Below are 19,248 nucleotides of genomic sequence, written 5' to 3'. Positions count from 1 at the left end.
CGTTATTTCCTCCCTCTAGAGGATTTACTCAAAGAGGCTTTTTTCTCGGGATCCAGCGCTCGTTTCACCAGATCTTGCACACTGCGGGTAAACACGGGTCCGCCATCCTTGGCGGTGTAGCGCACCCGCACGATGACATCGGTGATTGAGTTGAGAATCTGTGATTGGCCGGATTCATCGGGGTAAGGAAATGACAACCGATACTGCGATACCGCACCTGTGTACTCGAATGGTTTGAGTCCACCGTCATCAGGTTTCAGCGTGACGAGACCGCTGTCGTTGATGCCCGATGACAAGGCAATCGACTGACCGCTCAATATGTTGAAAACCACCTCAGCCGGCGGCGCCGAGGATTCTGGTGTATGCAGATACTTCACCGCACCGATCGCCGGTTTGACCAGCGTCACGCTGCCCGTCTGCAGCAAGCGAGCGTGGATATCCTGCCAAGCCCCGGTCACCGCCGGAAATGTCAGTTCTATCCCATCAATCTGGCGACAGAAGAGGCCCGGGTAATCACGATCCAGACGCAATTGGGTGATCTTGAAATTCAATACGCCGTTGCTCACCAGCGAGCCGCGAGCCGTTTCCCAATCGGTAAAGGCATCCTGTGGATCAAGCGGGTCATCGAACAACTCTTTCAGTGAGAACGTTCTCGTAATTTCGAGTCGATACTCACGGTGCTGGGCGTGATGGGTCTGCATGAGCAACATGTCCAGACGCAACCAGTCACCGGAGGTCAGACCATGTTTGTCGTCCTGCCACATGTTCGGACGAATGAATTGCAAATCGTAATTACCGGTTTCGACTTTCAGTGCGGTTTCCGCACTGCGGCATAGACCGAGCACTGCATCGTAGGCCTTGTAATACAAGACCTTGTATTGGGAAAGCAGCCATCTGTAGAGCGGCAGCCCCGCTGCTCTTTTCTGAACGAACTCAAATTGTACAAGTGCCTGTTCGGTGCTTTTAATGGTTTGCGCCAGACCGGTTCTGGCCGCCTCGAGCCCCAGCTTGTGTGCGTTGATTTGCGCTTCGAACACCTTGACCTCGGCCAGTGCCTGCTTGCGTGTGTGGTCCCAATCCTCCGCCCTGCGGCGATAACCTTCGATGGCAGCGCTCTTTTCAGCACTCATTGAACTGGCCATGGACGTGATTTGCAGAACGGCTGCTGCAGCGTTGGGTATGCCGCTTGGCCTCATCCCTCCAGTCGCCAGACCAAAGATCACGGGTAAAGCATCCAGGCCTCCGCCGACGGTTGTAAGCACCGTCGATAACAGATTTGTCTCCCTGGCCGCATTCATTAGTTCCATGACCGAATATTCCTTGGGGGAAATATTCTCGGCATGTCGTCGGGAAAACTCGTCTGCACGCTCTTGCGCCATGCGTTGGCTCTGCTCCAACGCGGCCTGGGTGGCGAGCAGTTGCTCGATCGTCTGCTCCTGCATCACCCTGGCGTACTCCCCCATAGCCACCAGATGACCACGTTCCAGCTCCAGCATCTCGGCGTTGTCACACTCTTGTAGCAGGCTCTGGACCCGATTGCCCCACTCTTGCAGCGTCGCCACTCCAGACATCGCAACGTCGAACAAATATGACCATCGACGCCTGGTGTCGGCGACCCGCCCAGCCATCGACAGAGAAGGAGCGGATCCACCCGAGGCCAGGGCACTCAGCAACTGCCGTGGATCACCCTTGGGCTGGAACAGCGGCAGGTTCCCCGGCACACCGTCAATTGTCAGGCCATGGCGCAGGTTGAACAGCCGTTGTCCCGGCAGCTCATAAGCGCGGATCGTTTCTGCATTGATGGGGAGCCGGAAGTTCTCGGTGCCGATAACACCCAGCCACGGAGCTGTGCCTGACCGGGAGGGAAGTTGGGCAGAATTGACCGGGCATGATCGTTCGAACTCTTCCAGAACGGTTCGTTGCTTTGTGTCTTCCAACAGATCTTTCAAGGTTTTGGGAACCCAACGAGTAGCGGTGACAACTACCGGCGGAGTTCCCATCAAGTGCTGTGCTCTTAGGTAATGTGACCGGGCGACCTCCAGGCTGTCACTGGTGAAATTGCGGTAAAACCGATCACCCCAGGCCATCAGATTGGCCACATACGCCATGAATATGTAAATCCGGAAATGCCGGGGTTTTTCGTAACCAATCGCCACGGGATCGGCCACTCTCGCTGCCCCACAACCGATATGGCCTTGCGAAACCAACGGCCGGCAGCGCCACCAGGCCTTCATGGGATCCGGCTTGAACTCGGATTCCGGCGATAGATGGGCCGCGACCTCGGGTAATGCCGGATTGAATATGTAATGCAGCCAGTCCTGGGCTTCCTGATGACGCCCCTCATCGGTCAGGCGCCATGCCACATACTCTGGCAAGTGATAGAAGAGCTCCCAGAAATACAGCCCGTTGGCCCCGTCGAAACAACCATTGGGCTCGAAGATCGGGGTGCCTGCGTCCAGTTCCGGCTCTACGAAAAACTGCATGGCCCAGTCCAGGACCGCCTCGATGGAAATCGCAGCTGCCGCCACCAGCGCCGCCGCAAACAAGGTATTGAGGCGCACGGCCCTGAGTGCATAGTCAGATTGATTGAACCTTAAAAACTGCGCGCCCTGGGCGTTGCTCAGAACGAGCGATGGTTGTGGAGCGAACGACAAAGGCGTCTCGACTTTAACTTTGAATCGGTCGCGTCCGAACGTCCCTTTGTTGGTTTCGGTCCCTCCCAGGAGAAAGCTGAGCTCCGTGAAACTACCTGCACTCCTGCTGATTTCCATCACGGCAGTGAACTCCCACCCCCCCTGATCCGAGAGAGACTGCTTGATCGGCGAAGGATCATCAGTATTACGATTCTCCAGCGTCAGCTCAAAATCCGCATTCGCCTCTCTCCTGGTCCTGGTCTTGTTTTTTGCCTTGGCTTTGGCAACAGAATTGAGCGGATCGCAGTAGGCGCGCACCAGCACATAATCTTTACCAGCAGAGCGACAGGCAACAACATGCAAACCGTATTTGCCCACAAGGCTGCCCGGCGTTTCCGCCGCTGCTGGACTGATCGACACCGTGCCTCTGAACGAAACCGGCCGCTGAACAATGTCCCTGTGGGGAAAAACAAACCGGGTCAGCAGGGGGAAAGCCAACGGGTGATCCTTCAACGGACGAAGCAGTACATCCCGCGTTGCACGAATAATCGTGCCCTTGTCATTGATAAAATCCACCGTCAATGCACCACGGGGCTGCAAATCATCAGCGACCACCGTGGCAATCAGCCAACCCTGATTGTTCTCTGATTCGACAGAGTGCAGCGTCCACGGCGCGGACCAGTGATCGTTCTCACGTTTGACGGCTGCCTGTATTTCCAACCGACTTGGGACATCGATGACCGGCTCGCCGTCGACATCTCTTACGAGAGGCTCATGCCACTCCACCCACACCAGCCACAACTGTCCGTTCCACCATACGGGGCGAACATCGACGAAATGTTCCGGCAGTGGCACGTCAATCGGGGTGTATTCACTCCAGTCCGTAGGATTGAGGCCAGTGCACTGATGGGTAAGAGCCACCTGAGCCTTGCGCCAATGAAGACCGTAAGGCGGCACTCGATCACGAGCTACAAAACAGTAATTGCCATCGGGAGGTGAGTGGCTGTCCATGCAACAACTGAGCACATCGAGGTTGGCAATGCCTTCAAACTCACGAACATACTCCTGAACACCAGCCAGTACGGTGTCGTTGGTAAGCCGTCCCTGGTCAATATACATTTCCAGACTTTCAAACAACCGCGTCTTGCTGAAACGCAAATCCGATGTCATGAAGTTCTCTGGATAAAATTCGATGCTGGTCCTCGCCGACCAGTTCGAGTACTCCCGGTAAAACCACTCCCAGTCGCTCAGCTCTGTCTTTGGAAAATCAACATCCCGATAACCCGGGTCCATCTTGTTATAGATACCGGTGACATACCTCTGAGCCGTGCGGATGGCATCCGCCACCGGCGATGTTTGCACTTCGACACCATCCTCGACGTCATGGGCCAACAGTTGGCCCAGTTCCGACGTCGAATAGCCTGCGGATCGAAACTTTCGCGCGACATTTCCCTTGGCATAAGCCACCAGCGCATCACGCCGGGAAGCATTCAATTGCTCAACAATGGTGCTCATAAACAGTCTCCTGCCCGGCAGTACCGTGCGTCATCCGCAATGGATAGCCATTGGTTGCTTACCTGGATGTTGTGAGAGCCGGGAATTCAAATTCGGTCGTTGCACTACTGAGCAAATGTTCGGCACTGATCGTGCAAACTCCGGGCTTCGTTCGGGTAAATACAACCCGGGAAACGCCGTTCTTGTCAGTGAGTGTGGTGGAGGGGCGTATCGTTCCCTGGTCGCTGGACCAGACCACTTGCTTCCCGATTCCCGGATTATTGAGTGGATGAGCGTTGTACAACGCCACGTACAACTCGATTTCCTGATTGAGTTCGAGCGTTTCAGGAACCGGGGATTTCATCTCCGGATCGAACCTCAGTGAGGACACTTCACTGTCTACGACCACACTGTCCGCCAGTCGAGGCTCATCCATATCCACGGTGAACTGGGGTGTTTCCACCCCTTGGTCGATCCGGCGGTCGCTGGCAAAGGAATACAATCTGGCAATGGCAATTCCTTGCGCATTCGTCTGAACTCTCTCCTTTTCAAAACACCCGAGTCGTGCCAGACAATGAATACCGACTTCTTTCAAGGGCGTACCGGCTGTATTTGTCAAAGTGAGCGTGAAGGTAGCGACATCATCTACTTTGTTAGCCACCAGAAGCGTCTTGTCGACTTTACATTCGAATTTGAAGTCCGTCGCAAAGGCCTCGAGCGCTGTCGTATCAGTCGCAATCGATTGCTGAGAGACACTTTCCAGTGCCCGCTCGGCTACCAGACGATAGCCCGTGTCATCTTCATCAGGCTTCAGCTCGGCAGGAAGCTTGCCGATGTCGATGATCGTGCGGGCATCCAGACCCATTTGGGTAGCCGTTTTGTGAATCGCCAGCAAGACATCCAGTTCCGGCAGCGTGCGAATCAATGCCTGTTCGTTCAGGTGTGATGCACAGGCATGTACGTCCCGAGCCGACCACCCCAGGAGTGCAGCCAGTTGGTTCGCCGCCATCTCGCTCGCCAGGCGCTTCCCGTCCGCGGAGGTCAACTGAGGCAACGCATTGACCCGTCGTAAGTAGTCAAGCAACACTTCAAGTGGCTGCTGTGCGACTTCAAGCAGGGGTATGAAGACGGTCAGGTAATAAAGTACGCGCAAGGAAAACTCAGCCTTGCTCTCAAGCGCCAGCCATTTTTGATAGCCGTAATTCAGGTATTCACTCAAAACCCGCTCGGGGATTGCCAGTTCATTGACAACTTCCGCTCGCCGCAGCACGTCCGCAAGCAGCGCCAAAAACGGGTCGCCCGGTTCTTCAGCCTGAGGCGCCCCCGCCAACTCCCCCTCGCTTGAAGTCGACCGCTTGAGCGCCTGCACCAGCAACTGCGACACCTGCCCCCCGGCCCAGGCCAACACCGACAAGGCAAACGGGGAAGCAATGCCGGCATAGGTCACCAGACCTTCTCTGACAACCTTTATCTGGCCCTCCCGACAGATCAACAAGACGTTCAGAATCGTCTCGACCAGAACAGCGTTCAGCTCGCCGATGGCTTGATTGACGGCGTCCTCGATCAAGGGTCGGGCGAACGCTGCATAGTTCGTTTCTCGCTCATCGCTCTGGCTGATGACAATCCCCCGCTCATTGACCAGCGCCGTCAACAGGACAAGCCATTCACGGCCGCCGGATAACGGCGTGACGCCCGCTTCCTGCAACGTAGTTTCAGTCAATAGCACCGACGTCACTTGAATACGCATTTGAGCAAACAGTGCGGCAGCCGCTTCGGACACAACGGTGGGGGCCGGTTGGGCGATTAACTGCTTGATGACCCACGACGGATTCAATTGATGGGCTCGCCACCAGCCCACACATTCCGTCAACGCATCAATGGCACGCAATGCATCGATCTGTGTGTCGTCAGAGGGGTTGATGCACGGATTGCCAGCTAACGCCTTGAGCCAGGTGGCCTTGCCGTCCCCCAGTACGACAAGCAGCGAACAAGTCTCCTGAGGGCTGATTCCCAACTGCCGGGATAATGTGACCAAGCGAAAAAAAGCCGAATACACGTTCAGACTGCGACTCAATTGGTTGCCCAGCCCGAGTGCCTCGGCAATCACCACCGCCAAATAAAGATACGTTTCCAGATTGATGCGCAGGCCGTTGCACAACAGGTTAATTGTGAGCATTTGCTCAGGCTTGGCAGGATCGGGGATAACCGGAAACGGCTTATCATCGATTTTCAGCGGCGCCGGGAAGAACGTCTCCGCGTTGAACACGCGGTCAAATTGGGAAAGCTGGTCACCTCTCCCATCAATTGACAGTTGTCCCAGCCAGGCCACGTACTCTTCGGCGCGACAATCGAAGCGTTGACGAAACGTGTGGAACTGGCCCAACGCCCGCATCGTATTCGTGTTCATCCAGCACTTATGCTCCCCCTCTTGCGATGTCTCGATTCGGTTCACCGCCATGAACAGGGCATCTGTCTCGGCGGCAGTAGTTTGCATCCACCCCTTCAATCGAATGAAACGACTGAGCCGCTCCTCACGCCAGTTGGGAATATGCCGGATCAAGTGCCGCGCCCCCTCTTCATGAATATCAAGAGCAGGTGAGTACCCTCCATTTACGTAAAAAGAGCCAACAGGGTTTTCATCCTCAATAAACACAGACGAAACATTCGGAGAACGGATGGGCGCAAAGTGTTTGTACGAGAGGATCGACTCAATATCCTCGGTACGTTGTTCGGATCGCCGCCCGAACTCTTTCTTTTCATTCAGGGTCTGCGCCTGGATGCCGTCGGCCCCGAAGAACTTTTCGTAGAACGCTTCTGCCTCTGGTGTGCTGATATCAGGCGTTGCATCTTTTGGCTCCGTGAACTCGGGAAATACCGGCGGGGCAGTCAAAAGTGCCTGACGATAGGGACCCAGTGTCGAACTCAGCCGCAAGGCTCGGTCGCTGTAGGCGGTTTTCGCGTCTTTGGATAAAAAAGCAGGGCCGGACGGATCGCTGCGTCGCACCAGATCCCCCACAGACATTTCGTGAAACCTGGCGATGGCGTTCAGCGCCTCCCAGGACCGATAGAACGGCAACAAAAACGGGTAGCACGCGAGCTTCAATTCTTCGTCGATATCCACCGGAGTGTCGTCGCTCTGCGCGTGCTCCTGGATGAAAGACTCAAGCACCCGGGTGCCCATCTCCACCGACGACAGCCGACCATGGGTGCTGGCAAAATCGATCCACAACTTTTCAAGATCCGGACGCCGGTCCTTTAATGGCATCATCATTGTGGTGTCGCCGTACGCCTCGACCTTTGCCAACCATTGGAACAATGCCACCAGATACGCCACCACGGAATCAACGGACTCCAGCGCGTCCTGTGGACAAAGTGCACTGAAGTCGATTTCCGATATTTCTTCAAAGGTCGGCGCTCCCGGAACCAACGCACGCTCTTTGATCTCTCTGCGTGTCAGGCTCTGTTCGATGAATTGACGCGCCACATAGGCTGCCAATGCATTCGCTCTTTGCAAAAACCTTTGGGCCTTGTCAGCGGGCAAGGCGTATTGATCCATCAGGTGCTTGATCCCTTGCTCCACTACAGGAAAGATCGACCCTCCCTGCTCGAAATACCCGCGCAATCCGGAAAACTCTTCACGTTCCGGCTTATCGAAAGACTCATCGAACAGCTTTACCGAAGGCTCGTTAATCGAACGGGTCATGATTCACGTCCTGTCAGGGTGGCTGTGGAAGAATGATTGACCTGTAAGGAAGATCCGATGCCAAAACTCCCCTCGTTGTCTGGAATGACTTCGAAGCGTTCACCCACCTCAGCCTCGGAAATATGTTCCTGACCGCCCTCATCGACATAGCGCTGTCGAATAATTGCCCGATTCGGTCCCGGCACCAGATCCGTTTCAGACTCAACGCTCCAATCGCCTGACGCACCGGCCTGAGTTCCCTTCGGCGCCCAGTCGATGTCGGGGTTGAACCAGGCCGTCACCTCAATGACTGCTGCAGGCAGGGCTTTTCCGGCAAACATCACGCGATTGTTGACCCAGTTCCCTTGATCCGGCGTGGCTGTCAGGGGTGGGTGCTTGCGCAACACAATCGAACGCGGGGGCGACCAGTGCGAGTCAAATCCCTGCTGCGAAAGTCGCGTGATCAATGAATGAATACCTGCGGGCGCATTTTCCAGATTTACCGTCGTTGACCACGTCCCATCATCTTTCACAGGTACCGTTCCTAGTGGGGGCAAATCCTCGGACAGCGCCACTGTCACAGTGCCCGGCGAGTCGGCGGAGCCGGAGATGACGCATTGTGATTCCACCGGTTCCTGGTCAGCGGGCGTCTCGATCGATGCTGCGCGAGGTACAACAGTGAATGACCTGGGCTCAGTGAACACTGACTCCTGATCATCAATGGATTGCTTCGCCCTGACGGAACATGGCCCCAGCGGTAACGTCAGTTCTATATTCCATTCACCCTTTTCATCAGCGTAAACGTGCTCGATCTGGTCTTCGGGTGCGGCCCCTTTCAAGCGCAACTCAATCAGTGCGAAGGCTCTGGCTTTGCCATTGAATACAGAAGTGCTGGTCACATGAGTTCCCGCTTCCGGGCTATCTATCTGAGGTGGCTGGAGGACTACGTCAAAAGATCGATAGGGCTCACTGGGTTTGGAGGACTGGCCTTCATAATCCTGCACGGCAAAAATGTGACGACGACCAAAAGGCAGGTTTTTCAGGGCAACCTGCCAACCACTCTCCTCATGCTCGACAGTCATCGGAGCGGAGTTGAGCACCTCTTCAGAGATATAGTCGTAGATCTTCATGACGGCACCGGCAACGGCGTTGCTCCCGACAACGTCCGTATCTGGCCCAACCTGATCATCCTGTCTCGGCAGCGTGATCTCCGGTTGAGGTGTAACTACGACAAAGTCCCTGGAAACGGACTCCGATGCCAGTCCATCCACTTCCTGCCAAGCCCTTACCGAACGCAGCCCCGGGGCCAACGGTTTGTCAGCTCGCTGGAAACTCCATGGGCCATTTCTGATTTCGATGGGATGCTCGGTGCTGTCATCGCTGTAAACCAGCTTCAGCCTCGCACCAGAGATTCCCTTACCGCTGATTGTCGGAACCCTTCCGTCGTCACTGACAGTTTCGATCTCTGGGGGCGCCGGACGCGAGGGTTCAATGACCAGTATCTGCGGTTCTGTTCGTTTTGATGCCAAACCGTTGTAACGCTGCTCTGCAGTGACCGAATACTCACCCGGTGGAAACGCCTGCCGGGCAGTGATCAGCCAGTCACCCTTAGTCGTGACCTCGCCATCAGGAACGTCCGGGTGAGGCATGCCATCAATGTAAATCCGGATGGTTGTCTGCTTTTCAGGCCAGATCCTGCCTTCACCGGAAAATTCTGGCAGGCTCTGAGGATTGACTTTAACGACCAAGGTGGGAGTAGGGACTTCAACGGTGTAACTGATTTCATTGCTACGGACCGAATAGATCCGACCACCCACACCATCGCTGACGCTTTGCCGGGCACCAATGTGGTATGAGCCCGGCGGCGAGTCGGGAACCGTCTTCGACCACGGGGTGTTGTCCACCGGGAAAGACAGTACTGGCTCCATATTGTTGTTCAAGTCATAGATTTCACCCTCGGCACCGACATACCCGGTGCCGGTGTAAGTAACATCGCCGCCAGCTGAAACGGTGGCCTTCAACTCGCTCACCGGCTCAGGACGCACGTAGAATTTCACCAAGCCAACACGGCCTGTGGATGCCGCCCCTTTGACCGCTTCAGCCACAATACTTTGAACACCAGGCTGGAATCTTATCGGCATTGACCAACGACGATTAGCGACATTGGCTTGACCAAGAGGACTCGTTCCCAGGTCCATGTACACTTTCACCATGACGCCAGTGGTCGTTGACCCCGCAGCCACGCTACCCGAAACAGTCAGGTCCCGATCATATGTCCCGTTCTGCACAGGGCTCGAGAAAGTGGGGTTGCCTAGTGGCAGTGTCAGGTGGAGGTTAACAAAGGCGGTATCTACCGGAGGATCGTCCTCAGGAAGCACTCGAGCGAAGATCCTGTGCGATCCCTCTTTTAAAAACAGTTTTACGGTCGTCCATGCAACGATCAGAGGCCCACCAGGATCCGCAGGGTCGGGAAGCGGAATCGGGATAGTGGTGCCAATTCCGATCAGCGTTTCGGTGCCATCGGCTTCCTTTCTCATTACGCTAACAACTGAGTACGCCAAGAGTGCAAAGAGGACACCACCAATACTTATCCATTCATTGTCGATCACTTCTCCATCACGATGGGAGGTGATTCGAAAAGGGAAAGACGCCTCTTGCGCGGATTCACTTTGCTGGTCGTTTGTCATGGCATCATCTCGCGTCGAGTTAACGGTGCTGGTGATGGATTTAACGCCGGGACGGGGCGCATGCCTACCTGTAAAATCTGACAGTCTCGACAAACGGTAACTCTTCCCACAGCCCTCTTCGGCAGCGTCCTGCAAGTCGTAACAACGGGCTACGACGCCTTGTGCCGTTGCCTACAAATCCCTCAGAATCCGCCGGCTTGTGCGCCTTGGCGTTGCCCCGTAACTTGATCCCCGTCGCTGCCAATCAGCGGCCGGGTTTAGTCGCCCGGGGTCTTTAGTACGTTGCGCATAAGCGTCATCCAGTCGGGTAGTCCCTATCCCCGCACTCGATGGTGGCTGTTCGCAGGGCGCCCTCGGGCGCACCGGTACGTACTCCCGGTCGACTAACCTGCTTACAGCCGCCACCCTTTTCTCGTTTAGTCGCGAGCCAGATGGTGGCCTTAACGACGAGTACGAAACACATGAAAAAACCAGTTCCAAATCCCCCTGCGGACACCGATCCAAAGGACCCGACCGATCAACCCGATCCGGTCTCCCCCTACGCTTCAATCGATTCAAAAAAACTCCACGACGCGGCCCACAGGGCCCTCGACTTCTACCTCAACCCCAAGGCCGAAAAACCGCGTAACTCCGTGGGTCGCGGCATGCAGATGTTCAAGGTCGATCCGGACATCAACCCCGAGGCGATCGCCATCCAGACCTACGAGACCTTTTCTTCGGTGAGCATTCTGCTGCTTGACCTGGCCGACAGCCTGGACGACAAACCGCGGCACCTGGCGATGGCGATCTATCAGTTGAGCGAGATGGGGTTGTTGCTGGCGGAAAAGACGCTGGATAACGAGCGGGCGATTGCTATTGCCTGACCTTTGGTTATGGGTTGCCTGAAATGACGCCATCGTCGGATCGCCGCCCGGAGCAAGCCCGCTCCCACAGGGAGTACCGGTGCTCACAGTATCTGTGTTCACCACTTGGCCCTGTGGGAGCTGGCTTGTCAGCGATGCTTTTGAGATTTCGAATCAGGCCGAAGCCGGCAACGGCTGAAAACTGAAATACTGCTTCAACGCCTCGACCAGTTGCCCATATTCCGGTGGCGTGCGGAACAGGCTGAAGCCGGCGTCGTAATGTTGCGGAGTTGCATCTTCGTGACACCACAGGCAGCACGCCGTCAGGTCGATCACCTGCTGACAGCCGTCGCCCACGGGGATTTTCAGACGCAATTTGAACTCGGCGCCGATCATCATCGGCAACTGGCTGATGAGCATCAGCCCGTCTTCGGAGACGTTGCCGATAAAGCCGATCGGTTTGTCGGTGACGCTGTTGAACACTCGCAGAAAATACGGCAACTGATGCCGCTCGATTCGACGGTCGGTAAACATGAGCGTATCGCCATGCATGGCCCGAAAAACGGGCCGCACTGTGCTTCGGAACGAACCTGCCCGACAGGCCCGCTCTCCCCGCTTCCGGTGTGGCGCTCGCCACGTACTGCTCATGCCGGTCGCAGGTGTTGCGCCGGTACAGAACGCATCTGCACCGGTGTCTCTGGACTATAGCTCACCCTATACAAGCAGCCAGCTTTTGTATGACAACCGCCATCAGAAACGGGCGGGTGGCACCGCAGCGGCACTGCGGGTCGGGTAGTGGCCCAGGCTCTGCAGGGTTTCCAGACGCGCACGGGCGCGGTAGGCGTATTCGCTGTTGGGGTACGAGGCAATGATGAACTGATAGGTCTGCGCCGCATCGATGAACATTTTTTGCCGTTCCAGGCACTGGCCGCGCATCATCGACACTTCCGGCCACACGTATGGGCGGGCGCGACTGGCGCGTTCGACCTTGGACAGTTCGAGCATCACCTGCTCGCAGTTGCCCCGGTCATAGGCGCTGTAGGCGTTGTTCAGATGATGGTTCATCGACCAACGGGTGCAGCCCGAAGCGGCGAGGACGCTGAGGGCAAGGGCGGCAATGGGCAACAATCGCATGGTGGTTCTCCTGTCTTGTGCTCTGTATCGACCCTTTGTGAGAAATCTTCAGAGCCGTTTGCGCCGATTGTCGCGTTCAAAAAAGAAAATCGTAAGTAGTGCAAACGAACAATGACTACACCCTTCGAGCATAGTAGCCTTCGCTGGCGCTTGAACCTGAGGAGTCTTTGCATGTCCGTCCGTCGTACCAAAATCGTCGCTACCCTTGGCCCGGCCAGTCACTCGCCGGAAGTTCTCGAACAGCTGATTCTGGCTGGCCTGGACGTCGCCCGTCTGAACTTCTCCCACGGCACCCCCGACGAGCACAAGGCTCGCGCGAAGCTGGTGCGTGACCTGGCTGCCAAGCACGGCCGCTTCGTCGCCCTGCTGGGTGACCTGCAAGGCCCGAAAATCCGTATCGCCAAATTCGCCAACAAGCGCATCGAGCTGAAGATCGGTGACAAGTTCACCTTCTCTACCAGCCATCCGCTGACCGAAGGCAACCAGCAGGTGGTCGGCATCGACTACCCGGACCTGGTCAAGGACTGCGGCGTGGGCGACGAGCTGCTGCTCGACGATGGCCGCGTGGTGATGCGTGTTGAAACCGCCACCGCCACCGAGCTGAACTGCGTGGTGACCATCGGCGGTCCGCTGTCCGACCATAAAGGCATCAACCGTCGCGGTGGCGGTCTGACCGCGCCGGCCCTGACCGACAAGGACAAGGCCGACATCAAGCTCGCCGCGGAAATGGAAGTCGACTACCTCGCGGTGTCCTTCCCGCGTGACGCCGCCGACATGAACTACGCCCGTCAACTGCGCGACGAAGCCGGCGGCACTGCCTGGCTGGTGGCGAAGATCGAACGCGCTGAAGCCGTGGCCGACGACGAAACCCTCGACGGTCTGATCAAGGCCTCTGACGCGGTGATGGTTGCCCGTGGCGACCTGGGCGTGGAAATCGGCGACGCCGAGCTGGTGGGCATCCAGAAGAAAATCATTCTGCACGCACGCCGCCACAACAAGGCCGTGATCGTGGCGACGCAGATGATGGAGTCGATGATCCAGAACCCGATGCCGACCCGCGCCGAAGTATCCGACGTGGCCAACGCCGTGCTCGACTACACCGACGCCGTGATGCTCTCGGCCGAATCCGCTGCCGGCCAGTATCCGCTGGAAGCCGTGCAGGCGATGGCGCGCATCTGCGTCGGTGCCGAGAAGCACCCGACCAGCAAGACCTCCAGCCACCGTATCGGCAAGGAATTCGAGCGCTGCGACGAAAGCATCGCGCTGGCGACCATGTACACCGCCAACCACTTCCCGGGCGTAAAGGCGATCATCGCGCTGACCGAAAGCGGCTACACCCCGCTGATCATGTCGCGTATCCGCTCGTCGGTACCGATCTACTGCTTCACTCCGCACCGTGAAGCCCAGGCCCGCGCGGCGCTGTTCCGTGGCGTGTACACCGTGCCGTTCGACCCGGCATCCCTGCCGCCAAGCGAAGTCAGCCAGAAAGCCATCGACGAACTGACCAAGCGCGGCGTGGTGGAAAAAGGCGACTGGGTGATCCTGACCAAGGGCGACAGCTACCACACCACCGGCGGCACCAACGGCATGAAGATCCTGCACGTGGGCGACCCGCAGGTCTGAGTGACCGGTTGCTGTAAATGAAAAGCCCCGCCATGTGAATGGCGGGGCTTTTTCATTTCAGACTGATCGTTACTGGTTTGATCGTTCCCACGTCGAGGCGTCGAACCGTCCGCGTGGGAATGCAGCCCGGGACGCTCCGCGTCCCATGCCGAAGCGGACGCAGAGCGTCCATTGAGGCATTCCCACGCAGAGCGTGGGAACGATCAGTGCGCGGAGTGCGGTCGGCGGATATCTCAATGGCGTTTGATGAACCCGGTCAACGCCGCCAACGCCTCCGGCGACCGTAACCGCTGGGTGAACAGCGCACCCTCTTCCTCGATCACCTTGCGGATCAACTCGCGATCCGGCGCCCGCATCAATTGCTTGCTGATCCGCACCGCTTCAGCCGGCAGCTCGTCAAACCGCAGCGCCATCTCCCGCGCCCTGGCCAGTGCGGCTTCGCCGCTGCACAGTGCCTCGGTCGCGATCCCCCACTGCGCCGCTTGTTCACCGGTGAAGCCTTCACCGAGCAGCAACAGTTCCGACGCTTTGGCCTGCCCGAGCAATCGCGGCAGGATCAGGCTGGAACCAAACTCCGGGCACAACCCGAGATTGACGAACGGCATGCGCAACCGCGCATCCCGGGCCACGTACACCAGATCGCAATGCAACAGCAGCGTCGTGCCGATCCCCACCGCCGCCCCGGCCACGGCGGCGATCACCGGTTTGCGGCATTCGAGCAGTTCGAGCATGAAGTGAAACACCGGGCTGTCGAGGTCGCTCGGCGGTTGCTGGATGAAGTCGGCGATGTCGTTGCCGGCAGTGAAACACTCGGCGCTGCCGGTGATCAGCACGGCGTTGATTTCCGGATCGCGATCAGCCTGTTTCAATGCCTCGGCCAATTGGCTGTACATGGCGCGGGTCAGGGCGTTTTTCTTGTCCGGGCGGTTGAGGCGCAGGGTCAGCAGACCGCGTTCGCGTTGCAGCAGAATGGCTTCGGGCATGGTGTGTCCTGGTTGGCAGCGATCCTTGTGGCGAGCGAGCTTGCTCGCGCTTGAGTGCGCAGCACTCATGGGTTTCAGGGCTACTGCGTAGCCCGGCGGGAGCAAGCTCCCTCGCCACGGAGGATCTTCAATCTCAATTAAGATCAGCGCTCAACCACGGCTCAGGAAGACATCGGCCAACAGTTGATTGCGCGGCAGTCCGGCCAGGAACAGACGCTTGGCAAACGCGTCGACGCTGGCGGTCGAGCCGCAGACTAAGGCCAGGGTTTGCCGGGAAACAAGGCGCAGTTGTGCCAAAGCGCCCGGCAACTCTGCCGCTGTCCATAGTTCGACACTGAGGTTTTCCCGCTGCGCGGCCAGTGCGGCAAGCGGTTTGGCCAGGTAATGCCCGTCGGCATCATGGGCCAGATGAATGACGCGAATGGCGCCGCGATGATCCTGACGCAAAGCCTCGCGCAACACACCGAACAACGGGCCGAGCCCGGTACCGGCGGCGAGCAGCCACAGCGGCCGGTCGTGCCAGTCCGGATCGTAGTGCAGCGCGCCACCGCGCAATTCACCGAGGCGGATCGGATCGCCGATCTGCAAACGCCGGGCGGCGTCGCTGAATTCGCCCGGTTGACGGCAATCGAGGTGAAATTCAAGAAAGCGGTCTTCTTCCGGCAGGCTCGCCAGCGAATACGGTCGCGCAATATGCCCGGCCCACAACACCAGATGCTGGCCGGCGTTGTAGCGTAACGGTCGCTGGGGTGTCAGGCGCAGGCGCAACACGCTGTCGCCGAGCCAGTCCAGCGCTTCGACCGTAGCCGGGCGACCGTCGGCGAGCGGGTCGAAAGTGTGCACCTGCAAGTCTTCCACCACCTGACACTGGCAGGCCAGCCGCCAGCCCTGATCACGCTGTTCGGCACTCAAGGCATCGGGGCGGCTGTCGGCGGGCAAACCCCGCACGCATTGCACCAGGCACGCGTGGCAACTGCCGGCGCGGCAGCTGTAAGGCACCGCCACACCGTTCTGGTTGAGGGCATCGAGCAGGTTGCTGCCCGCCGCCACCGACCACTGTCGTTCACCGACTCGCAGCTCAGGCATCGATGTTCTCCCACGCCGCCGCGCAGCGATTGCGTCCGTCGCGCTTGGCCCGGTACAGCGCCTGATCGGCACGCTGCAAGGCATCGTCCAGATCATCGCCCAGCTCCAGCAGGGTCATGCCGGCGGACAGGCTCAGGTTTTTCACGTTCAGGCCCACCAGTTCGACGTCGGTGAAAGCGATGCGCAACCGTTCGCAGCAAGCGGTCAGGCGCTCGGCATTGCAATCGGGCAGCAGCACCACGAATTCCTCACCACCATAACGCGCCAGCACGTCGCCGTCGCGCAGACAGGCACCGGCGACTGCGGCGAACGCCTGCAGCACCTGATCGCCGGCGGCATGGCCGTGCAGGTCGTTGATGCGCTTGAAGTGGTCGAGGTCGATCAGTGCCAGACCATGCACCACGTCGCCCTCCATCGCATTCAACTCACGGGTGGCCAGGCGCAGGAAGTGTCGGCGATTGAACAGCCCGGTCAGTTCGTCGGTCGCGACCAGATCTTCGAGCTGACGCATCATCCCGCGCAACGTGTCCTGATGCGCCTGCAAGGCAAAGCGACGCTGACGCATGCGCTGGCGCGAGGTCTGGACGAAACGCGCGTAGATCACCAGCCACGCCAGCACAATCAGCAGGATGCATGCCTGCAACGCGGACAGTGCCGGGTCGTGCAGATGCAAGTGGTAACCGTCCCACAGCGTGATCGCGCAGAAACTGAAGAACACCAGCATCGCGCAGCGCACGAAGGCCCGCCGCGACAGATGAAACAGGCCGAACAGCAGGATCAGCACATAGAAGACCAGGAACTCGCCCCGGGCTTCCTCCAGATGGGCGATCAGCCACGTCTGCCAGCCAAGGCCGAGCAGCACTTGCGCCTCGGTCAGGCTCGGGTCGGGGAACCGCAGGTTGCGCCCGGAAAGGAAGATGACGAACAGCACCGCCTGGCTGATCACCACCAGCGCGCTGCCGACGGCGACGCCGGCCAGCGAATCTTCATAGTGACCGGTGAAATACGCCAGCCACAGCAGCAGCAAGGCCAATCCATAGGTGGCTGCAGCGAGGGCGAAGCGTTTGAGCAAAAGACGTTGAATGGCGTTATGGGTCAATCGTTGACTCACCGTGCGATAAAAGGCTGACCGAGTGTCCTACTCTACAGACCGGCTGCCACTTTAGAGGGCCAGTCGATAAATGACCATTGATTTTCGGGCCGGGTATTTGGCGTCAAAAACCTGCAGCCATGCGACCAACGAATGACTCCCGGCAGATGTGCCCGCCACCGAGGCGCGGTATACTGCCGCGCCTTTTTAGCGTCGCGCCAGCAGCCCCGGCGTGCCCGGCCCAAAGGGCCAGCTTCAAGTCGCCAGCGTCAAGCCTCAGGCTCAAGCAGTCCACGTACTGTCCTTGACTTGCCGCTCGAAGCTCGGAGCTCGAAGCTGCCCTATTAAATGTTCCCGTCTTTTAGAGGAGCGCGACTCATGACCGTGATCAAGCAAGACGACCTGATTCAGAGCGTTGCCGACGCCCTGCAGTTCATTTCCTACTACCACCCCGTGGACTTCATCCAGGCGATGCACGAAGCCTACCTGCGCGAAGAATCGCCAGCGGCCCGTGACTCGATGGCGCAGATCCTGATCAACTCGCGCATGTGCGCCACCGGCCACCGGCCGATCTGCCAGGACACCGGCATCGTGACCGTGTTCGTGCGTGTGGGCATGGACGTGCGTTGGGATGGCGCGACCATGAGCCTGGACGACATGATCAACGAGGGCGTGCGCCGCGCCTACAACCTGCCGGAAAACGTCCTGCGCGCCTCCATCCTGGCCGACCCGGCCGGTGCGCGTAAAAACACCAAGGACAACACCCCGGCGGTCATCCACTACTCCATCGTCCCGGGCAACACCGTGGAAGTGGACGTGGCGGCCAAGGGCGGCGGTTCCGAGAACAAGTCGAAAATGGCCATGCTCAACCCGTCCGACTCGATCGTCGACTGGGTCCTGAAGACCGTTCCGACCATGGGCGCCGGCTGGTGCCCGCCAGGCATGCTGGGCATCGGCATCGGCGGCACCGCCGAGAAAGCTGCGGTGATGGCCAAGGAAGTGTTGATGGAGTCCATCGACATTCACGAGCTGAAAGCCCGTGGCCCGCAGAACCGCATCGAAGAAATGCGTCTGGAACTGTTCGAGAAGGTCAACCAGCTGGGCATCGGCGCCCAGGGCCTCGGTGGCCTGACCACCGTGCTCGACGTGAAAATCATGGATTACCCGACCCACGCCGCCTCCCTGCCGGTGTGCATGATCCCCAACTGCGCCGCCACCCGTCACGCCCACTTCGTGCTCGACGGTTCCGGCCCGGCTTCGCTGGAAGCTCCGCCGCTGGACGCCTACCCGGAAATCGTCTGGGAAGCCGGCCCGTCGGCCCGTCGTGTCAACCTCGACACCCTGACCCCGGAAGAAGTACAGAGCTGGAAGCCGGGCGAAACGGTCCTGCTCAACGGCAAGATGCTTACCGGTCGCGACGCGGCGCACAAGCGCATGGTCGAGATGCTGAACAAGGGTGAAACCCTGCCGGTAGACCTCAAGGGTCGCTTCATCTACTACGTTGGCCCGGTCGATCCGGTCGGTGACGAAGTGGTCGGCCCGGCCGGCCCGACCACTGCCACGCGGATGGACAAGTTCACCCGTCAGATCCTCGAGCAGACCGGCCTGTTGGGCATGATCGGCAAGTCCGAGCGCGGCCCGGCCGCCATCGACGCGATCAAGGACAGCAAGGCCGTGTATCTGATGGCCGTCGGCGGTGCCGCTTATCTGGTGGCGCAGGCGATCAAGAAGTCCAAGGTACTGGCGTTCGCCGAGCTGGGCATGGAAGCGATCTACGAGTTCGAGGTCAAGGACATGCCGGTCACCGTCGCGGTGGACAGCAAAGGTGAATCGGTGCACATCACCGGCCCTGCGATCTGGCAACAGAAGATCAGCGAAAGCCTGGCGGTGGAAGTGCAGTAAGCGCTTCAGCGACCTGTAGAGAACCGGGCGGTCAGCGATGACCGTCCGGTTTTTTTTCGCCTGCCGTCAGTCGACACCTGTCAGATCTGACA

Annotated in this window: 11 protein-coding genes; 3 read left to right on the top strand and 8 right to left on the bottom strand. The window is 58.6% G+C overall.

Annotated features, from left to right (window positions below):
- Positions 1-2: 2 nt before the first annotated feature.
- From ACK6BI_RS19515 to ACK6BI_RS19505, 3 genes are read right to left on the bottom strand one after another with little or no spacing between them, the layout of a single operon-like run.
- On the bottom strand, positions 3-4,148 hold the full coding sequence (locus ACK6BI_RS19515) for a neuraminidase-like domain-containing protein (RefSeq protein WP_409318355.1): 4,146 nt from the start codon (positions 4,146-4,148) through the stop codon (positions 3-5).
- Positions 4,149-4,206: 58 nt separating this feature from the next.
- On the bottom strand, positions 4,207-7,830 hold the full coding sequence (locus ACK6BI_RS19510; protein WP_409318354.1) for a Tc toxin subunit A: 3,624 nt from the start codon (positions 7,828-7,830) through the stop codon (positions 4,207-4,209).
- The gene (locus ACK6BI_RS19505; protein WP_409318353.1) at positions 7,827-10,496 is read right to left on the bottom strand and encodes a hypothetical protein; all 2,670 of its coding nucleotides are present in this window, start codon (positions 10,494-10,496) and stop codon (positions 7,827-7,829) included. Before ACK6BI_RS19505 ends, ACK6BI_RS19510 begins: the two co-directional genes overlap by 4 nt.
- A gap of 461 nt (positions 10,497-10,957) precedes the next feature.
- On the opposite strand from ACK6BI_RS19505, the gene ACK6BI_RS19500 reads away from it, so the two are divergent.
- A complete protein-coding gene (locus ACK6BI_RS19500) occupies positions 10,958-11,359 on the top strand; it encodes a DUF6124 family protein (RefSeq protein ID WP_409318352.1) in 402 nt (133 codons plus the stop codon).
- Between the two features lie 153 nt (positions 11,360-11,512).
- Here the strand turns inward: ACK6BI_RS19500 and ACK6BI_RS19495 are convergent, their stop codons facing one another.
- Together ACK6BI_RS19495 and ACK6BI_RS19490 are read right to left on the bottom strand one after the other, a co-directional pair.
- Entirely contained in the window at positions 11,513-11,872 is a 360-nt protein-coding gene (locus tag ACK6BI_RS19495) for a PilZ domain-containing protein (protein WP_065258563.1), read from the bottom strand.
- Positions 11,873-12,088: 216 nt separating this feature from the next.
- Positions 12,089-12,472, bottom strand: a complete 384-nt coding sequence (locus tag ACK6BI_RS19490; RefSeq protein ID WP_409318351.1) for a tetratricopeptide repeat protein — start codon at positions 12,470-12,472, stop codon at positions 12,089-12,091.
- A gap of 171 nt (positions 12,473-12,643) precedes the next feature.
- On the opposite strand from ACK6BI_RS19490, the gene pyk reads away from it, so the two are divergent.
- A complete protein-coding gene (pyk, locus tag ACK6BI_RS19485; protein ID WP_260520754.1) occupies positions 12,644-14,095 on the top strand; it encodes a pyruvate kinase in 1,452 nt (483 codons plus the stop codon).
- Positions 14,096-14,328: 233 nt separating this feature from the next.
- On the opposite strand, the gene ACK6BI_RS19480 is transcribed toward pyk, so the two are convergent.
- From ACK6BI_RS19480 to ACK6BI_RS19470, 3 genes are all read right to left on the bottom strand, one after another.
- Positions 14,329-15,078, bottom strand: a complete 750-nt coding sequence (locus ACK6BI_RS19480; RefSeq protein WP_409318350.1) for an enoyl-CoA hydratase-related protein — start codon at positions 15,076-15,078, stop codon at positions 14,329-14,331.
- Positions 15,079-15,228: 150 nt separating this feature from the next.
- A complete protein-coding gene (locus ACK6BI_RS19475; RefSeq protein ID WP_409318349.1) occupies positions 15,229-16,164 on the bottom strand; it encodes an iron-sulfur-binding ferredoxin reductase in 936 nt (311 codons plus the stop codon).
- Positions 16,157-17,263 (bottom strand): diguanylate cyclase domain-containing protein, encoded by a 1,107-nt coding sequence (locus tag ACK6BI_RS19470; RefSeq protein ID WP_409318348.1) that lies wholly within the window; start codon positions 17,261-17,263, stop codon positions 16,157-16,159. The genes ACK6BI_RS19475 and ACK6BI_RS19470 overlap by 8 nt, the downstream gene beginning before the upstream one ends.
- A gap of 369 nt (positions 17,264-17,632) precedes the next feature.
- On the opposite strand from ACK6BI_RS19470, the gene ACK6BI_RS19465 reads away from it, so the two are divergent.
- Positions 17,633-19,156 (top strand): fumarate hydratase, encoded by a 1,524-nt coding sequence (locus tag ACK6BI_RS19465; protein ID WP_260520759.1) that lies wholly within the window; start codon positions 17,633-17,635, stop codon positions 19,154-19,156.
- Positions 19,157-19,248 lie beyond the last annotated feature (92 nt).

Source organism: Pseudomonas sp. KCJK9016 (assembly GCF_046231795.1).
In the GTDB taxonomy this organism is placed as follows: Bacteria; Pseudomonadota; Gammaproteobacteria; order Pseudomonadales; family Pseudomonadaceae; genus Aquipseudomonas; species Aquipseudomonas bananamidigenes.
The sequence above is the reverse complement of the archived record's forward strand: the minus strand, read 5'-3'. Positions and strand labels throughout refer to the sequence as shown.

Excerpts from the sequence above, each read along its gene's own strand:
- ACK6BI_RS19515 (WP_409318355.1), bottom strand. The coding sequence starts at position 4,148 with ATGAGCACCATTGTTGAGCAATTGAATGCTTCCCGGCGTGATGCGCTG.
- ACK6BI_RS19510 (WP_409318354.1), bottom strand. The coding sequence starts at position 7,830 with ATGACCCGTTCGATTAACGAGCCTTCGGTAAAGCTGTTCGATGAGTCT.
- ACK6BI_RS19505 (WP_409318353.1), bottom strand. The coding sequence starts at position 10,496 with ATGACAAACGACCAGCAAAGTGAATCCGCGCAAGAGGCGTCTTTCCCT.
- ACK6BI_RS19500 (WP_409318352.1), top strand. The coding sequence starts at position 10,958 with ATGAAAAAACCAGTTCCAAATCCCCCTGCGGACACCGATCCAAAGGAC.
- ACK6BI_RS19495 (WP_065258563.1), bottom strand. The coding sequence starts at position 11,872 with ATGTTTACCGACCGTCGAATCGAGCGGCATCAGTTGCCGTATTTTCTG.
- ACK6BI_RS19490 (WP_409318351.1), bottom strand. The coding sequence starts at position 12,472 with ATGCGATTGTTGCCCATTGCCGCCCTTGCCCTCAGCGTCCTCGCCGCT.
- pyk (WP_260520754.1), top strand. The coding sequence starts at position 12,644 with ATGTCCGTCCGTCGTACCAAAATCGTCGCTACCCTTGGCCCGGCCAGT.
- ACK6BI_RS19480 (WP_409318350.1), bottom strand. The coding sequence starts at position 15,078 with ATGCCCGAAGCCATTCTGCTGCAACGCGAACGCGGTCTGCTGACCCTG.
- ACK6BI_RS19475 (WP_409318349.1), bottom strand. The coding sequence starts at position 16,164 with ATGCCTGAGCTGCGAGTCGGTGAACGACAGTGGTCGGTGGCGGCGGGC.
- ACK6BI_RS19465 (WP_260520759.1), top strand. The coding sequence starts at position 17,633 with ATGACCGTGATCAAGCAAGACGACCTGATTCAGAGCGTTGCCGACGCC.